Source organism: Arcticibacter tournemirensis, assembly GCF_006716645.1.
In the GTDB taxonomy this organism is placed as follows: Bacteria; Bacteroidota; Bacteroidia; order Sphingobacteriales; family Sphingobacteriaceae; genus Arcticibacter; species Arcticibacter tournemirensis.
Map to the genome: position 1 here is coordinate 1,964,638 of NZ_VFPL01000001.1, position 14,949 is coordinate 1,979,586.

Below are 14,949 nucleotides of genomic sequence, written 5' to 3' on the forward strand. Positions count from 1 at the left end.
ATCAGGTAAATCCGTATAATTTCAGTACGACTTTACGGACGATCCTCAATAGAAAATAATCTATGTAATAGCGAGCTTACCAGAATGAATAGTTCTTTGGTTTTATAAATTAATCGCTAATTGATCAACGATTTAACCCTCAGACAGACGCCGAATTATAAAAGGCGCAATAACCGGCTTACTATTTGTTTTTAACACCAGGTACTTGTATCACTAAATAAAAATCGGGGCAAGGTTATTGTTAGACATACTACATATTAAAACCGTAGCATTATGGATAAGATAAAGAAACACGACCTGATGGAGAAAATTGTCAGAGAACTTGAAGATCTGAAGAACAGTCAGCAGGCAGTTATTCAGAAGATCGGTAAAATTGAAGTGGACAATATTGAGCTTGGAGACAGCAGGCTGGAAAAAGACCTTCCCGATGTGCATCAGCGTACTTCAGACAACCTTGATACCATTACCGGCATTCTTGATTATTTCGCCGGGACGACCGAGGAGTTCGGAGATAAAAACCATATTTTGGAGCTAAAGGAAGAAAAGGCGATTCGGGAAGCCACAGGAGGCTAAAGATTTTTATAAGGCCAATCTCCTTAAAATCTATTCAGGGGATTGGCTTGTTCTAAAAACAGTGTCTTTTAATTAGGTTCAGTATAGTTAATCAGCTTTTTAGTCGAGGGCTTATTGCCCATCACGAATTCTAGTGTCCCCCCATTGACAATATCAGCCTGAGTAATATACGATTTGTTATAAGGCTTGTTATTCAATCGCATGGATTGAATATAACAATTAGCTTTCGAAACATTTGTTGTTTTGACCGTAAAGCTCCTGCCATTATCCAGCCGGATAACAGCGCTCTTTAAAACGGGAGATCCTATATTATAAATACTGTTAGCCGGATTGACAGGATAGAAACCCATCGCGCTGAAGATATACCAGGCAGACATCTGCCCGCAGTCGTTATTGCCGATGTAACACTGAGGCGTGGCGGAATACATTTCGTTTAGTATCTTAGAAATATAAAACTGCGCTTTCCATTGACGGTCTGAAAAATTGTACAAGTAAGCAACATGATGGCTTGGCTCGTTGCCATGAGCATACTGCCCGATAAAGCCTGATGCATTGTGGTTCACCTTGGTAGAGGTGTCGGTATAAGTAAAGAACCGGTCGAGCCTGTCGCCGAATTTCTTTTCATTGCCCATCAGATGTACCAGCTCCTTAACCTGGTGAGGTACATACCAAAGGTACTGCCATGCATTTGCTTCTGTAAAAGGGTGACCTCCGTTATGGCCGTATTCAAGCGCATTAAAGGGCTCAAGCCATTTTCCGTCTGAATTTTTCGCTCTGAAAAAAACGGTCTTGGCATCATAGAGATTCTTATAGAAACCTGCACGCTTCATGAAATAAGCGTAATCGTCCATATGATTGAGTTTTTTAGCAAGCTGAGCTACGCACCAGTCGTTATAAGCGGTTTCGAGGGTGATAGAAACAGACTGCGACTGCAGGTCTTCGGGCATATAACCGTACTTCTCCCAGATGCTTATGGGCGACTGAACATGATCGGTCATGGACGTTTCTTTTACGGCCTTGTAAGCTTCATCTACGTCAATCCCTGGAAGATCTTTCATTATTGCATCGGCAATTACCGGGATTGCATGGTTCCCGATCATGCAATACGTCTCCGAGCCCCAAAGTTCCCAGATAGGTAAAAAGCCATAGCTCTTATGATGCAGAACCATACTATTAACAAAGCCGGCAGTTTTTTCTATTTGAGTGAGTGTGTAAAGCGGGTGAGCAGCACGATAGGTATCCCATAAAGAGAAAGTAGAATAGATCTCTTTTTTTCCGGCATTGCGGATCGTCATATCTCCTGCGGTGTAGTCGCCGTTCACATCAGTGATATTGTTGGGCTGCGTAAATGCATGGTACATGCAAGTGTAAAAGATCTGCTTCTGTTCCGTTGTACCTTCGATATCCATTTTCGACAGTTCTTTCTCCCACAGGTCTTCTGTTTGCGCAACAATACGGTCAAAATTCCAGTCTTTGATCTCTGTGTCGAGATTCTCTTTGGCGTTATCTGCACTGATGGCGGATATGCCTACTTTAACCAGTACTTCCCTTCCGCCTGTTTTATCAAAAGTAACCACAGCTTTGATATCTGCGTTACCAGTAGTTAACTTCTTATCCGGATAAGTAAACGTCCCTTCCTGCATCAGCGTAGAGGTGAACGGTCTGGAGAACCTTGCATAAAAATAAACCTTACGAAGTTTCGCCCAGCCTGTCATAACACGGTACCCCTCTATGGTCTGGTTGTCTATCACCCGGATCTGTGCAGCAATAATGCGGGCAGAACGAACTTTCGTGCCTTTTTTGCTGGTGTGATCTATGTCTATTATCAGATTCCAGGGCTTGCCTTCAGGGAATGTGTACCGGTGAAATCCTGCATGCATGGTTGCTGCAAGCTCTGCTTTAATATCGTAATCCAGAAGCTGAACGCTATAATAACCTGGTTTAGCCGTTTCCTGTTCGTGAGAAAAGCGCGAACGGTAACCGCTTCCAGGCTTATCCTCAGTTCCCGCATTTGTTTTAATCTCACCCGTAGTGGGCATCATCAATACATCTACCAGGTCGGGTATTCCCGTGCCGTTTAAGTGTGTATGACTAAATCCTACAATAGTGCTGGCTTTATAGTCGTAACCGCTACAGGGGCGTGCATCTATCTCCTCCTTTGTGTCAGGGCTCAGTTGTACCATTCCGAACGGAACCGTAGGGCCGGGAAAAGCACAGCCAGGCAGCCCGGCTGCGGCACCTGTGCCAATAAATGGGTTTACAAAGTCAACTTTTCGTTGAACTTGTTGTGCTGGCGCTATGCTAAAATAGCTTATAAATGTCAGTAGCCCGAGGGCTTTTTTAACTATCATAAGAGTTTATTGTCTTTATTTTGTTTGCTTTCGGTTTGGTTGTTTGTTGTTTTCAAATGTAATAAACCGAAATGTATAAAAACAAGATAATCTGTATTTTATTCGTTTTTCCTATTCTTCTTCCCCTTCTGCTTCTGTGGAAGATAAGATATAAAAGGCGCCTTTCGTGACGATTCTAACGTCTTTAGGAACAGGGGTGATCAGTTTTATCTCTGTATAACCAAGGTCAGAAACTCCGCTGATCACTTCGGCTTTATCAAAATAATACACCGCATCTGCCGGTGTTTTCTGATCCTTGTCTTTAGCCGAACCAGCTTCTTTCTCAACTTTCTTCAGGTAGTAGATGTACTCTTTACCCCCTGATCTCACGATGGATTCGGTCGGAACCGCAGGAGTGGTATGACTTCCTGTTTCAATCAGAGCCGATACATACATTCCCTGGATGAGATTGCTCTTCGCCGCGTTTTCAATCACTGCGTGCGCAATGATGGCTTTGCTGTCATTTTCAAAAGACTGGTTTACTCCATAGATCTTCCCGGTGATCTCCCTGTTATTCTGGTTGGTCAAAAGAAAGGTGACTGTCTGGCCTTCTTTTACTTTGAAAAGGTCTTTTTCGTAAACAAGCAGATCGCAATGTACTTTAGAGTTGTCGATAACATTCATCAGAGAGCGGGCGGCTTCGGCATACGAACCGGTCTCTATGCTGATCTTGCTGATTGTGCCACCAAGAGGGGAATACACCGGAACGAGCGAAGTAAGCTTTCCTTTAGCTGTAACCGAAGGATTAACACCTGCTTGTTGCAAACGGCGCGCCAGAGCTGCTGTACGGGCTTCATCGCCGTGGTACGCAGCTTCCGCCTGCTGCAGAACTTTACCTGTTCCCGCGTTGTTTTCATTCAGCTCCTTTTGCCGCGTAAACTCTTTCTTCGCATAGTTTAACTCATTCAATGCAGTGAGATACTCCTGTTGGAGACTGATAATTTCATTGCTTTCGATGGCGGCAAGTTTTTGTCCTTTATATACATGAGAGCCTTCGAGCACAAAGATCTGTTTCACCACGCCTCCTGTGAGCAGGGTGACTTCGGCCTTATTCTGAGGCGGGACCTCGAGCTGTCCGCTGGCTTTAACCACCGATTTCAGGTTCTTCTCTTCAATAGGCCCCAGTTGTATATTCACTGCATCTATTTGTCTTTGGCTCAGTTGTATTCCTTCCCGGGTAGCAGTTTCCTCTGATTCTTTCTCTGCGTCGTCTGTTGGCTGTTCGTTTCCGCCGCAGCCCAGAACAAGCAGGGAGCACAGAAAAAATAGTATACTTTTTAGTTTTCTTTTTAAGACGGTCATTTTATAGTCCTCCGCTGAGATAAGATAATTCAATAATTGCTTTATTATAATCCTTGAGTGATTGCAAGTGCAGAAGGCGGATATTTATCGCCTGACTGGTATTCTGGATAAATTCAATATAGCCGATTTCCCCCCGGCTGTAGGCAAACTGCGCTATCCGGATCTGTTCTGCAGCCTGTTTAAGTCCCGGTCCTTCATAATAATCAAGGGCCTGCTTGTACTTCATGTATTCCTGGAGTTGCTGTCCGTATTGTTTTGAAAGCCGGAGGGATGCAGAGGTTTGCTCGGCGAGGGCGATCTGCCTGCCGATTGCCGCCGCCTTTATCCTTCCCTGCTGTGCCCCCGAAAACAGGGGAATGGCCACACCGGCCTCAAAACCAGCCATCCTTGTTCCCGGGAAATAATCGCGGTCTATACCCGCTGGGTTAAACGGTCGTACCAGAAGCTGGTGGCGGTAACTAAGTGTAATGTCGGGAAGAAGTTTTTGTTTCTCGGCTTTCACCTCTGCTTCTGTAGCTATTAGTAGTTGGTTATAGTAACTCGTTTGTGGGTTATTCCGCGTTGCTGCGGTGTCCGGATCAACCGGAGCTGGGAGTTTTTCAAGCGGAGCGGAAACAATTTCAGGAAGCTGGCTCAACCCCATAAGCGATGCAAGCTCCTGCTTTGCTATCTTCACATCCGCGAGGGCCTGTCCTTTGTTAACCTCCATTTCCTTGGCTGCATTCAATGCCGAAAGCTGCTCGAGATAAGAGGTTTCACCTGTTTTATAACGGATCCGTGCTCTTTCCGAGAAGTTTTGAAACAAACTGTCCTGGCTTTGGAATAACGAGGCCCGGTTTTTCGTATACCATAAGTTATAATACGCAAGTTTTACCTCTCTGATCAGCTCATTTGTACTTACAGCCAGCGCGCGTTTGCTCAGATCTGTGCGTGCCTTTGCTGCTTTGTTCTGAGTGCCGTAAACCATGGGCAGACTGAAGCTCTGCGTGACGCTTATGCTGTTATCACTGCCTCCGCCTGCTGTTGGGTCTTGTGTGAGTGACACCCCCGTCCTTGAAGGCTCAAAAGATGTTGACTGAAGCGCTGTGTTTTGTTCCACCTCCAGGCTGCTCCGCTTTAAAGCCTGATTTTGTTTTATTGCAAGTTCAATGCATTCTTTCAGGCTTAGCGGCTTTTGATTCTCCTGTGCCTTTGTCTGTGCCGGTAGCAAAAAAACGGATAAAAATAGTAAGGAGATCATTATCTTATTCCCTGCTGCCAGTGATGTTTTACCCGGCCTTTCATCTTCGTTTTGTGTGAACAACACGTAAAGCGCTGGAAGAACCAGCAGGGTGAGCAAAGTGGCAGATATCAGTCCTCCGATGACCACTGTGGCCAGCGGTCTTTGCACTTCTGCTCCGGCGGTCGTAGAAAGTGCCATGGGCAGAAAGCCGAGCGACGCTACTGCGGCAGTCATAATAACGGGTCTTAATCTCACTTCCGTGCCCTTTTTTACCCGCTCAATGATATTCGCAACGCCTTCTGCCTTTAGATGATTGAAGTAGCTTATTAAGACGATGCCGTTTAGCACAGCCACCCCGAAAAGGGCAATGAATCCAACTCCTGCCGATATACTGAAAGGCATATCCCTTATCCACAAAGCAAAGACGCCTCCAATGGCAGATAAAGGTACAGCCGAAAAGATCAGCAGGCTTTGCTTTAATGAATGAAAGGTAAAAAAGAGCAGGATAAATATGAGCAGGAGGGCAGCTGGTACAGCAAGGGCCAGTCGTTGTTCTGCCGCCTTCAGGTTTTGAAATTGACCTCCGTAAGTAGTGTAATATCCTGTTGGCAAATCGAGGCCTTCATTAAGCAACTTCTGAATTTCATGGACCGCGCTTTCAACATCTCTGTTCCTGACATTAAAACTTACGTAGATCCTCCGCTTTCCATCTTCGCGGCTTATCTGCGCGGGCGCTTCTTCAATCTTTATGTCGGCGATCTGGCTTAAAGGTACGCGGTTCCCCGAAGGTAAAGCGATATACAGGTTTTCGATGTTAGTAACGTCTTCACGAAGCTCCCTGCTCAGACGAATGACTATTTCGAATCTTTTTTCTCCTTCATAAACAGCTCCTGCCACCTGTCCCGCAAAAGCGGTGCTGAGTGCGGTATTCACATCTTCGATATTTAGTCCATATTGTGCGATTTTACTGCGGTCGTAGTTCACTACTATTTGAGGAAGTCCGCTAACCTGTTCTACTATCGGCTCGCTTACTCCATTCACCCCGGCGATCAGTTTGGCGGCCTTATCTGCCTGTGCAGAAAGGATGTCCATATCGTCGCCGAAGATCTTGACAGCCACATCCTGCCTGATCCCGGTCATGAGCTCATTGAACCGCATTTGCATGGGCTGTGTTACTTCTACATTAATGCCGGGAATGTCTTTAAGGGTTTCTTCTATTTTTTCCATCATTTCCTCTCTTGTGCCTGCTGTTTTCCATTCATCTTTGGGTATCATAGATAACATCATATCACCCCGCTCCACCGGCATCGGGTCCGTTGGTATTTCGGCGCTTCCTATGCGCGTCACCGCCTGACGTATCTCGGGGAAATTCTTCTTCAACAGCTTCTCCGCTTTGCCAAATGTTCCCACTACGCGGGTAAGAGAAGTTCCCTGCATCATGCTGATCTCGACCGTCAGGTCTCCTTCTTCAAGCGTGGGTATAAACTCACCGCCCATATTTGAGAATACCCATAATGCAAGGGCCAGCAGCGTGGCGGATAAAAGGATGGTGAGCTTTTTTGCTTTTAATACGGCCTCAAGAACCGGTGCATACCAGCGGTACAGGCCTTCCATTAAGCGGTCCGAAATGTTGCGCTTGTGCTGCGTCTTTTTGCTTAGAAACAGGGCGCTGGCCATCGGAACGTATGTAAGCGAAAGGATAAAAGCACCAAGTATGGCGAAAGTAACGGTTTGAGCCATGGGCCGGAACATTTTGCCTTCGATACCCACCAACGCAAATAGCGGCAGATAAACAATGAGAATAATGATTTCCCCGAAGGTCGCGCTATCTCTGATCTTCGATGCTGCCGAGTATACCTCATGATCCATCTGCTTTTGTGTCAGCTTTGTCGTTCCTGTAAATGAAGCACTGCCTGTAATACGATGGACGATGGCTTCCACGATGATGACGGCACCATCGACTATCAGGCCAAAATCGATAGCTCCCAGGCTCATCAGGTTGCCGGATACTCCGAACAGGTGCATCATGGTAATGGCAAACAACATAGCCAGGGGGATGACCGACGCAACGACGAGTCCCGCCCTTAGGTTTCCAAGCAGCAGGACCAGGACGAAGACCACGATCAGGCCTCCTTCAATCAGGTTTTTTTCTACAGTGCCCATCGCTCTGCCGACCAGCTCAGTCCGGTCAATGAAAGGTTCGATGATCACTCCTTCAGGAAGAGACTTGCCGATCTGCTCCATCTTCTCTTTTACATTTTTGATGACCTCGTTAAAGTTCTCTCCCTTCAGCATGAGCGCTACTCCCGCAACGACTTCACCCTCGCCGTTTCGGGTGACGGCGCCATACCGGTTAGCGCTGCCATAACGAACATCTGCCACATCGCGTATGAGCACCGTTGCTCCTCCGCTCTTCCTTACAACGATTTGTTCTATGTCAGACAATGTTTTTACTTGTCCCAGGCCACGGATGAAGTAAAGATTACTCCGTTGTTCAATATAAGAGCCGCCGGTATTCTGATTGTTTTTTTTGAGGGCTGTATAGATGTCGCTGATCGTGATATTCAGGCTATTCAACCTTTCGTTGTTTAATGAAATTTCATATTGTTTTACGTAGCCGCCCCAGCCGCTGACTTCAGCAATGCCGGGCGTTCCCGCCAGTTGCCTCCGGACAATCCAGTCCTGGATCGTTCGAAGATCAGTCGCCGTATACTTATCTTCATACCCCGGCTTCGTATGTATCACGTACTGATAGATCTCCCCGAGGCCGGTGGTTACCGGGGCCAGAACAGGACGGCCGGAACCTTCAGGAATAGTTTCCCCGGCCTCCTTCAACTGCTCGCCGACTTGTTGCCGGGCCAGATAAATATCAGTATCGTCTTTAAACACAACGGTAATTACCGATAACCCTGATCTTGAAATGGAACGCTTTTCAATAACTGCAGGAATATTGGCGATGGCCAGTTCGATAGGTGCAGTGATATATTGCTCCACTTCCTGTGCACCAAGCGCAGGCGCCTGCGTTATGATCTGTACCTGGTTATTGGTTATATCGGGTTGTGCATCAATGGGTAGCTGAGTGGCGGAATAAACCCCGGCTACGATCAGCAGTATTACAAACGCGCCTGTCATCAGCTTGTTGCTGATAGAGAACGCAATGATTTTGTCAAACATTCAGACTTAATTAATTGCAATACCTTCCCTGGGAGGAAAATATCGTGTTCAGTAAAATAGAGTATTAGTTAAAATGAAAGGAAATAAGCAAGTTTAGGTGGTTGCCATACGCTGATCGGAGTATTCCGGACGTCTCCGGGAATATGTTCTCCAAGTTCGAATTCGGCACTCACAGGAAGAAGAATTGAAAATACCGATATTTTGGTGGCCGCAGGTGTGGTGCAGCACGTGCATTGACAGAAAGGCGAACAAAGGTCATTCATGTGGTCCTCAGGAGAAGAGGAGTTATGATTCACAGCAGAATCCTTCTTGCTGGTTTCAGCAAATGTATCCGCGCAAGGCATAAAGCTCATTACAAATACCATCAGGCTAAATAGGTAGCAGAGGAATTTCACAGCGTAAGTATAGGATATAATTGAAAATTATCAGAAGAAATAACAGAACCAAAATGATGTACATTTGGCGAATAAAGCATTGCAATATGAAGATGAGGTTGTTCTTGTCGATAATTTTTACGACCTGCGCGATAAACCAATTAAATGCCCAGATGTGGAGGAGTGAGCTCTATCCTGCAAACTGGAAGTCTTCGCAGGATAAGACCTTCTATTCAGATATGCTTATCCAGGATTTTTCATACGCAGGGTACCACCGTGGAGAAAAAGAAATACCGTCTGACTTTAAAACCGTGATGGATGTAACTAAATCTCCTTATAACGCTGATAATACCGGAAAAGAGGATGTTACTTCAGTACTCCAAAGGGCAATCGATGATGCCGGTTCTGTAAAGGGTGGCTGCGTGGTTTATCTGCCTGAAGGTATTTACAAGGTAAGTGTTACCACCGGCAAGAGCTACTGCTTAATTCTGGCGCATTCAAATATAGTGTTAAAGGGAGCCGGAGCGGAAAAGACATTTATACTTAACAGTTCTGCAGCCATGCGCAGTAAAGCGATTGTGAGAATCGCACCTGCAAACTCTTCCCCGCCGCTTGTGCAGGGAAAACAGCTAATCACCAAAGATCTGCTAAGCCCTTCAATGATAGTTCCCGTACAGAGTACAAATGGCTTTAAACCCGGCGACATGGTTCTCATCAGCAATGAAATTGATAACGAATGGATAACAGAACACCACATGCTTAAATACTGGAAAGATATGGGCCGGCAACTGGGTGGGCAGAAGTACTACCGGGAAATAGTGAAAGTTAATTCCGCTTCAAATGAATTGACGATCGATATCCCGATTCGCTATACATTGAAGATGGCTCAGAAGGCGGGTGTATCTATAGCTCCTGCTATGTTGCGGGAAGTAGGTATTGAGAATTTATCAATCGGGAATAAGGAGATCTCAGAGGAAGGTGACTGGACAGAAGAATCTTATAAGATCAGAGAGAATCCCTCTTATCAAAGTCACGACTCATGGGCCATTGCTATGGAGAAGGTATCCAACGGCTGGATTCGCAGGGTTGCGTCGTATTGCCCTGCAGGAAATAGCTCTCAGGCACATCTTCTTTCAAACGGTATAAAGGTTTCTCAAACCAAAAATATCAGCATCATAGAGTGCAATTTTAAAAAGCCGCAATATGGGGGCGGGGGCGGAAATGGCTATATGTACCGGATTATGGGTAACGAAACCCTTATTAAAGATTGTGTTGCGGAATTCAGCAGGCATGGCTTTGTGTTGTCGGGAATGACAGCATCAGGTAATGTATTCCTTAATTGCCTTGATAAAGATTCAGGGTGGCAGACAGGCACAACGGGAAACGAAAAGACCAGCGGTAGCGGCAGCGACCATCATATGCATTTTAGCCATTCAAACCTGTTCGATCGCTGTACCGTCGAAAATAGTTTCTTTGCTGCGGGTTGGCGTAAATGGGGTGGATCGGCTATTCATGGAATTACGGGCGCCCACAGTGTATACTGGAGCCTGAGGAGTAACGGCACTCAAGCTTACGCCGTGCAAACCCAGCAAGGGCGCTATGGCTACGTTATTGGAACTTCAGGAAATAAACCCGATGTGTGCACTTTAGCCTGGGAGCCTGGAACTGAATGGATTACCGATCCGGTGGATTTTGTAGAAGGGAAGGGGAAGGGAGAGGATCTGGACCCGCAGTCTCTTTACCTGGATCAGTGTAACAGGCGGCTGAGGTCAAATGTTCCTCTTAGACGATGATGCGAATGAGATAAGAAAGACAGGAGAATGATTCGGTGTTTCTTCCGGAAAGCTTTGGGGTGAGAGCACTCATCCCGAATCATTCCCCTCGCATATCAGAAGAAGGATGGTCGAGATCCAACCCTTTTCCCCGATATTTTCTGTATCGGTTTGCTTAAAGAAATGCTTTATGCTATTTTGCAGCTTTATTGATACTGATGATAAAGAAATTCCTTACTTGTATTCTATCTCCTTGCTTAATTCTGTTTATCACTTCCTGCCAGCAAGACGTTAAAAATGCTTCCTCCGATCAGGCTGATTCGACAAAAAGCGATTCTTCTGCAACAGTCACAGAAACAGCTGTTTCATCTGATAAGCAACGTGTACCTGCTGACGCTGCTGCCATACTTGCACGTAAGCAAGTCCCTATCCTGTGTTATCATCAGATACGCGACTGGAAGCCGAGAGATTCAAAGGGCGCCAAAGATTACATTGTTCCGGTAAGTACGTTTAAGGAGCATATCAAAATGCTGGCGGATAGTGGCTATCATTCTGTTCTTCCCGAGCAGGTGTATAACTATCTTTTGTACGGCGACCCATTGCCTCCCAAACCGGTTATGATCACATTTGACGACAATGAGGAAAATCAGTTTGTGATTGCGAACGCTGAATTAAAGAAATATGGATTTAAGGCTGTGTATTTTATCATGACTGTTTCGCTTGGCCGGCCAAACTATATGAGCCGCGAACAGGTAAAGCAGTTGTCGGATGAAGGAAATACTATAGCCAGCCACACCTGGGATCATCATAACGTGAAAAAGTATCAGGGGGAGGACTGGGTGACTCAAATAGAGAAGCCAACTAAAACCTTGAAAGAGATCACCGGGAAAGAGATAGAGTATTTTGCCTATCCCTTCGGTTTGTGGAACAAGGAAGCTATTCCCGAGTTAAAGAAGAGAGGTATGAAAGCAGCGTTTATACTTGCTACCAAGAGAGACGATGCCGATCCTTTATTCACCATCCGAAGGATCATAGCCAGCGGATATTGGAGCGCCAGGACGCTGCACAACAGTATGGTTAACAGCTTTGGGGAGAAAAGGAATTAAGAACAGATGTCGTTGTTGTACTAGATTTTACAACAACATCTGTTCTTAACTAAACAGTCTTATTTTTTTCCGGCGGTTATACCTTTCCAGTCATCTGTACGGAAAGGAGAAGCGGGAAGCCCGGCTACGTTATATAAATTCCCGGATGGATTGTTAGCCCAATTGTATCTTACTGCAACAGGGTTGGGAACCTGCGGACTTGAAACGACCACCGTGTTTCCAACGATCTTTGCCTGCGCCCAATAGAATTTTTGGTCACTTCCCGCAATAGCAAATCCCTTTAGCTCATTTCCCCCCTTTATGCTCAAACCCTTGTCTGTATGCTTGAAGCTGAGGCGGACAGTATTATTTTCAATTTTATTCGATTCGTATATAGGTCCCGAATAGGCAATCTTCTCGCCGTAAACATTAGCCCTGGCAATAAGGGCAAGACGTCTGCCAACCTCTTGTTTATTTTTGGGATGAATATCCTTTTCTTCACCGATGTCAATAGTGACAGCCATTCCGGTGTTCGGTAAAGAAAGGGTCATCTTCTGTGCTTCCCGAAGCTCGGCCCATTCCGACTCTACCGGCTGATCATTGGCTTTCATGAAATTAGCAAGCTGCACAAAGTAGAAAGGAAAGTCGCCTCTGTTCCAGCTTTTGCGCCAGTCGCTTATCATTAAAGGAAAAAGCTCGCGGTACTGATAGGCACGGCTGGCATTGCTTTCTCCCTGGTACCAGATCGCCCCTCTTATGGCATAAGGAACAATAGGATTGATCATGGCGTTGTACAGAACGGTAGGCCTGTTGGGTCCGGTATTCACTACCGGCATAGAAGGCAGATCGGTTAAAGATGCACCTTTTTTGAATTTCCATTCACCGGCAAGTTCCACCTTTTCACCCGAAGCGTTCTTTACAAAGACTTTTTTTGCTTCTCCATAGATTCCTCCGTTACCACTTCCGTCATATACTCTCACGGTGACATAGTTTTCGCCTTCTTTGACCAGGTTACCGGGAACGGTATAGGTGCGGGGTTTATCCCATCCTTCTGTTTTTCCAATTTCTGTTCCGTTGAAAAAGGTATAATCATTATCATCAATAGGGCCAAGGCTTAAAGTTAAGTCCTTTCCGGCCCATGCCGCCGGAACGGTAAATGTTTTACGGAACCAGACAATCCCGTCGAATTCGCCTAAGCCAGCGCTTTCCCAGGTGGCTGGCAATGTCATCGTTTGCCAGTCTGAAACATTTTGCCCGGTAGCTGCCCAGATCGCCTTGCCTCCTTCATAGCCCTGATCTTTTGCGTTCAGCGCTGCCGTCCATACTTTGAGTGCCGCCTGGTATTTTACTTCTTCACTTCCATCGCCGTTGCGGTCGTTTTCCATTTTCTGCACTGCCGAAGCAAAGTCGGACATCTTCTTTAAAGAGGGCCCGCTTGTCCACGCCTCAGCGATGGTTCCGCCCCATGATGTATGGATCAGTCCGATAGGGATGTGCTTGCTTTCGTAGATATTCCTTGCAAAGAAGTAGGCCACAGAAGAAAAGTTCTCTACAGTATTGGGAGAACATAGCTGCCAGCTACCTCCGTCAATTTTTACATCGCTAAGAGGAGCGGTACTGGTTGCTTTTTGCACCTGCAATAAACGGATTTCAGGAAAGGTGGCTGATTGTATTTCTTTCTCATAATTATTGATTTTCCCCCAGCCGGCCAAAGGCATTTCCATATTGGACTGGCCTGAACAAACCCATACTTCGCCGATAAGGATGTTGCTTAAAGTGAGTGTTTCCCCATCGTCGAAAGTAATGGAATAGGGGCCGCCGTAGGAGGGTGTACTCACTGCGATCTTCCAGTTTCCTTTGCTATCGGGTTTTGCAATGTAGCTTTTGCCGTTCCAGGAGGTTCTGATTTTTACCTCTTTCTTTGAATCGGTCGAACCCCAGAGTGGCGCGTTGTCTTTCTGCTGCAGAACCATGTTGTTGCTGAAAAATGCAGGCAATGTGACCTTCGCTTCAGTATGCCATGGCAGCAGTGCGAGATGCCCGACCACAAAAGCGAAGAGAAGTGATCTTTTAGTGTACGTGTTCATTGATATTAATGGTTGGTTAATTGTTTTTTTCGCCCTGGGTTTTAAGACAAGACTATACAAACCTACATAATTATTACTTCAAGTCAGCGCTGGTGTCGGTTCGGAATGAAAAAGCTGGCATTATCATTGCTTAAACAACACTAAGCCTGTGATTTAAATAGAATATTGAAGGGCGGGTTAAAATCAGGATTATGGAAGCTACACAGCATCTGCGCAACCTTGGTGATGAAGTAATAAGGGTTGAGTCATTATATTTAAGTTTAAAGATCGGCAAGGCACTAGCCGGTGAACGGTTCTTAAAAGAGAAAGAATTATCAGAAGCAGAAGAACTGTGGAAAGATATCAATAAGGAATACTATAGTTTTCTGGCGTTCCTTCAATCAAGGGACGGCATAGCCGCCTGATCGTTATGGCAATAGACAACACCCGCTTGTTTTCAGTACAACATAAGGTACTGGAGATATATGAAAATAGTACACTGGATTATTACCTTCTGGAAGGGGATGTTCCGGTAATTTCCCAAAGTAGCTTATTGGATTTTCTCGGAATCCAGGCAGACGACGTAGGAAATGTGTTTTTTCCCGAACAGAAAGATATCGTTTTATTTACGACCTCTGAGAACGTTCGTGAGACGGGAATCCCTGTTGAGCTAATCCCCCTGTTATGTGCCGGTTTTGCGGAGCATGGGATTAACGATCCCTTGTATAAGCAGAACTCCTACAACGCTTTAAGGCTGATGATCGGGCTGTCATTGTTAGGGCTCGACAGGCTGATAGATGAAACCCCCTCTGCAAAATAAAGGGTGCAAAAGTGACAGCTAAACCTGCCTTTTTGATCTCATAAAACCTGCCGGAATGTAATTTTTTCAGAGCAGGAGTGTTTTGTGTCAATATAGGCATTCGCTATTGCGACTGGCACTTTATTTGACGCTCCTTTAGCGATTGATTTTTCAAAAAGATAAATTTAAGGA

At 45.7% G+C, this 14,949-nt stretch carries 10 protein-coding genes; 5 read left to right on the forward strand and 5 right to left on the reverse strand.

The genetic code is table 11. From position 1 onward, the window contains the following. Positions 1-273: 273 nt before the first annotated feature. Positions 274-573, forward strand: coding sequence for a hypothetical protein (locus tag BDE36_RS08240; RefSeq protein ID WP_128769366.1), 300 nt, complete (start codon positions 274-276; stop codon positions 571-573). A gap of 68 nt (positions 574-641) precedes the next feature. On the opposite strand, the gene BDE36_RS08245 is transcribed toward BDE36_RS08240, so the two are convergent. The 4 genes from BDE36_RS08245 to BDE36_RS08260 form a co-directional block, all read right to left on the reverse strand. After that, positions 642-2,924: a GH92 family glycosyl hydrolase gene (locus BDE36_RS08245; protein ID WP_141814480.1), complete on the reverse strand. Its 2,283-nt coding sequence runs from the start codon at positions 2,922-2,924 to the stop codon at positions 642-644. Between the two features lie 111 nt (positions 2,925-3,035). Continuing rightward, positions 3,036-4,265: an efflux RND transporter periplasmic adaptor subunit gene (locus BDE36_RS08250; RefSeq protein ID WP_141814481.1), complete on the reverse strand. Its 1,230-nt coding sequence runs from the start codon at positions 4,263-4,265 to the stop codon at positions 3,036-3,038. Between the two features lies 1 nt (position 4,266). Beyond that, on the reverse strand, positions 4,267-8,661 hold the full coding sequence (locus BDE36_RS08255; RefSeq protein ID WP_141814482.1) for a CusA/CzcA family heavy metal efflux RND transporter: 4,395 nt from the start codon (positions 8,659-8,661) through the stop codon (positions 4,267-4,269). Between the two features lie 68 nt (positions 8,662-8,729). After that, positions 8,730-9,056 (reverse strand): DUF6660 family protein, encoded by a 327-nt coding sequence (locus tag BDE36_RS08260; protein WP_128769362.1) that lies wholly within the window; start codon positions 9,054-9,056, stop codon positions 8,730-8,732. Positions 9,057-9,142: 86 nt separating this feature from the next. On the opposite strand from BDE36_RS08260, the gene BDE36_RS08265 reads away from it, so the two are divergent. Together BDE36_RS08265 and BDE36_RS08270 are read left to right on the forward strand one after the other, a co-directional pair. After that, the gene (locus BDE36_RS08265) at positions 9,143-10,828 is read left to right on the forward strand and encodes a glycosyl hydrolase family 28-related protein (RefSeq protein ID WP_161987579.1); all 1,686 of its coding nucleotides are present in this window, start codon (positions 9,143-9,145) and stop codon (positions 10,826-10,828) included. 200 nt (positions 10,829-11,028) lie between these two features. Beyond that, positions 11,029-11,913, forward strand: coding sequence for a polysaccharide deacetylase family protein (locus tag BDE36_RS08270; RefSeq protein WP_394366860.1), 885 nt, complete (start codon positions 11,029-11,031; stop codon positions 11,911-11,913). A gap of 59 nt (positions 11,914-11,972) precedes the next feature. Here BDE36_RS08270 and BDE36_RS08275 read toward each other — a convergent pair whose 3' ends face one another. Continuing rightward, the gene (locus tag BDE36_RS08275) at positions 11,973-13,979 is read right to left on the reverse strand and encodes a sialate O-acetylesterase (RefSeq protein WP_141814485.1); all 2,007 of its coding nucleotides are present in this window, start codon (positions 13,977-13,979) and stop codon (positions 11,973-11,975) included. 191 nt (positions 13,980-14,170) lie between these two features. On the opposite strand from BDE36_RS08275, the gene BDE36_RS08280 reads away from it, so the two are divergent. Together BDE36_RS08280 and BDE36_RS08285 are read left to right on the forward strand one after the other, a co-directional pair. Beyond that, positions 14,171-14,383: a hypothetical protein gene (locus tag BDE36_RS08280; protein ID WP_128769358.1), complete on the forward strand. Its 213-nt coding sequence runs from the start codon at positions 14,171-14,173 to the stop codon at positions 14,381-14,383. A gap of 5 nt (positions 14,384-14,388) precedes the next feature. After that, on the forward strand, positions 14,389-14,778 hold the full coding sequence (locus BDE36_RS08285; RefSeq protein WP_141814486.1) for a hypothetical protein: 390 nt from the start codon (positions 14,389-14,391) through the stop codon (positions 14,776-14,778). Positions 14,779-14,949 lie beyond the last annotated feature (171 nt).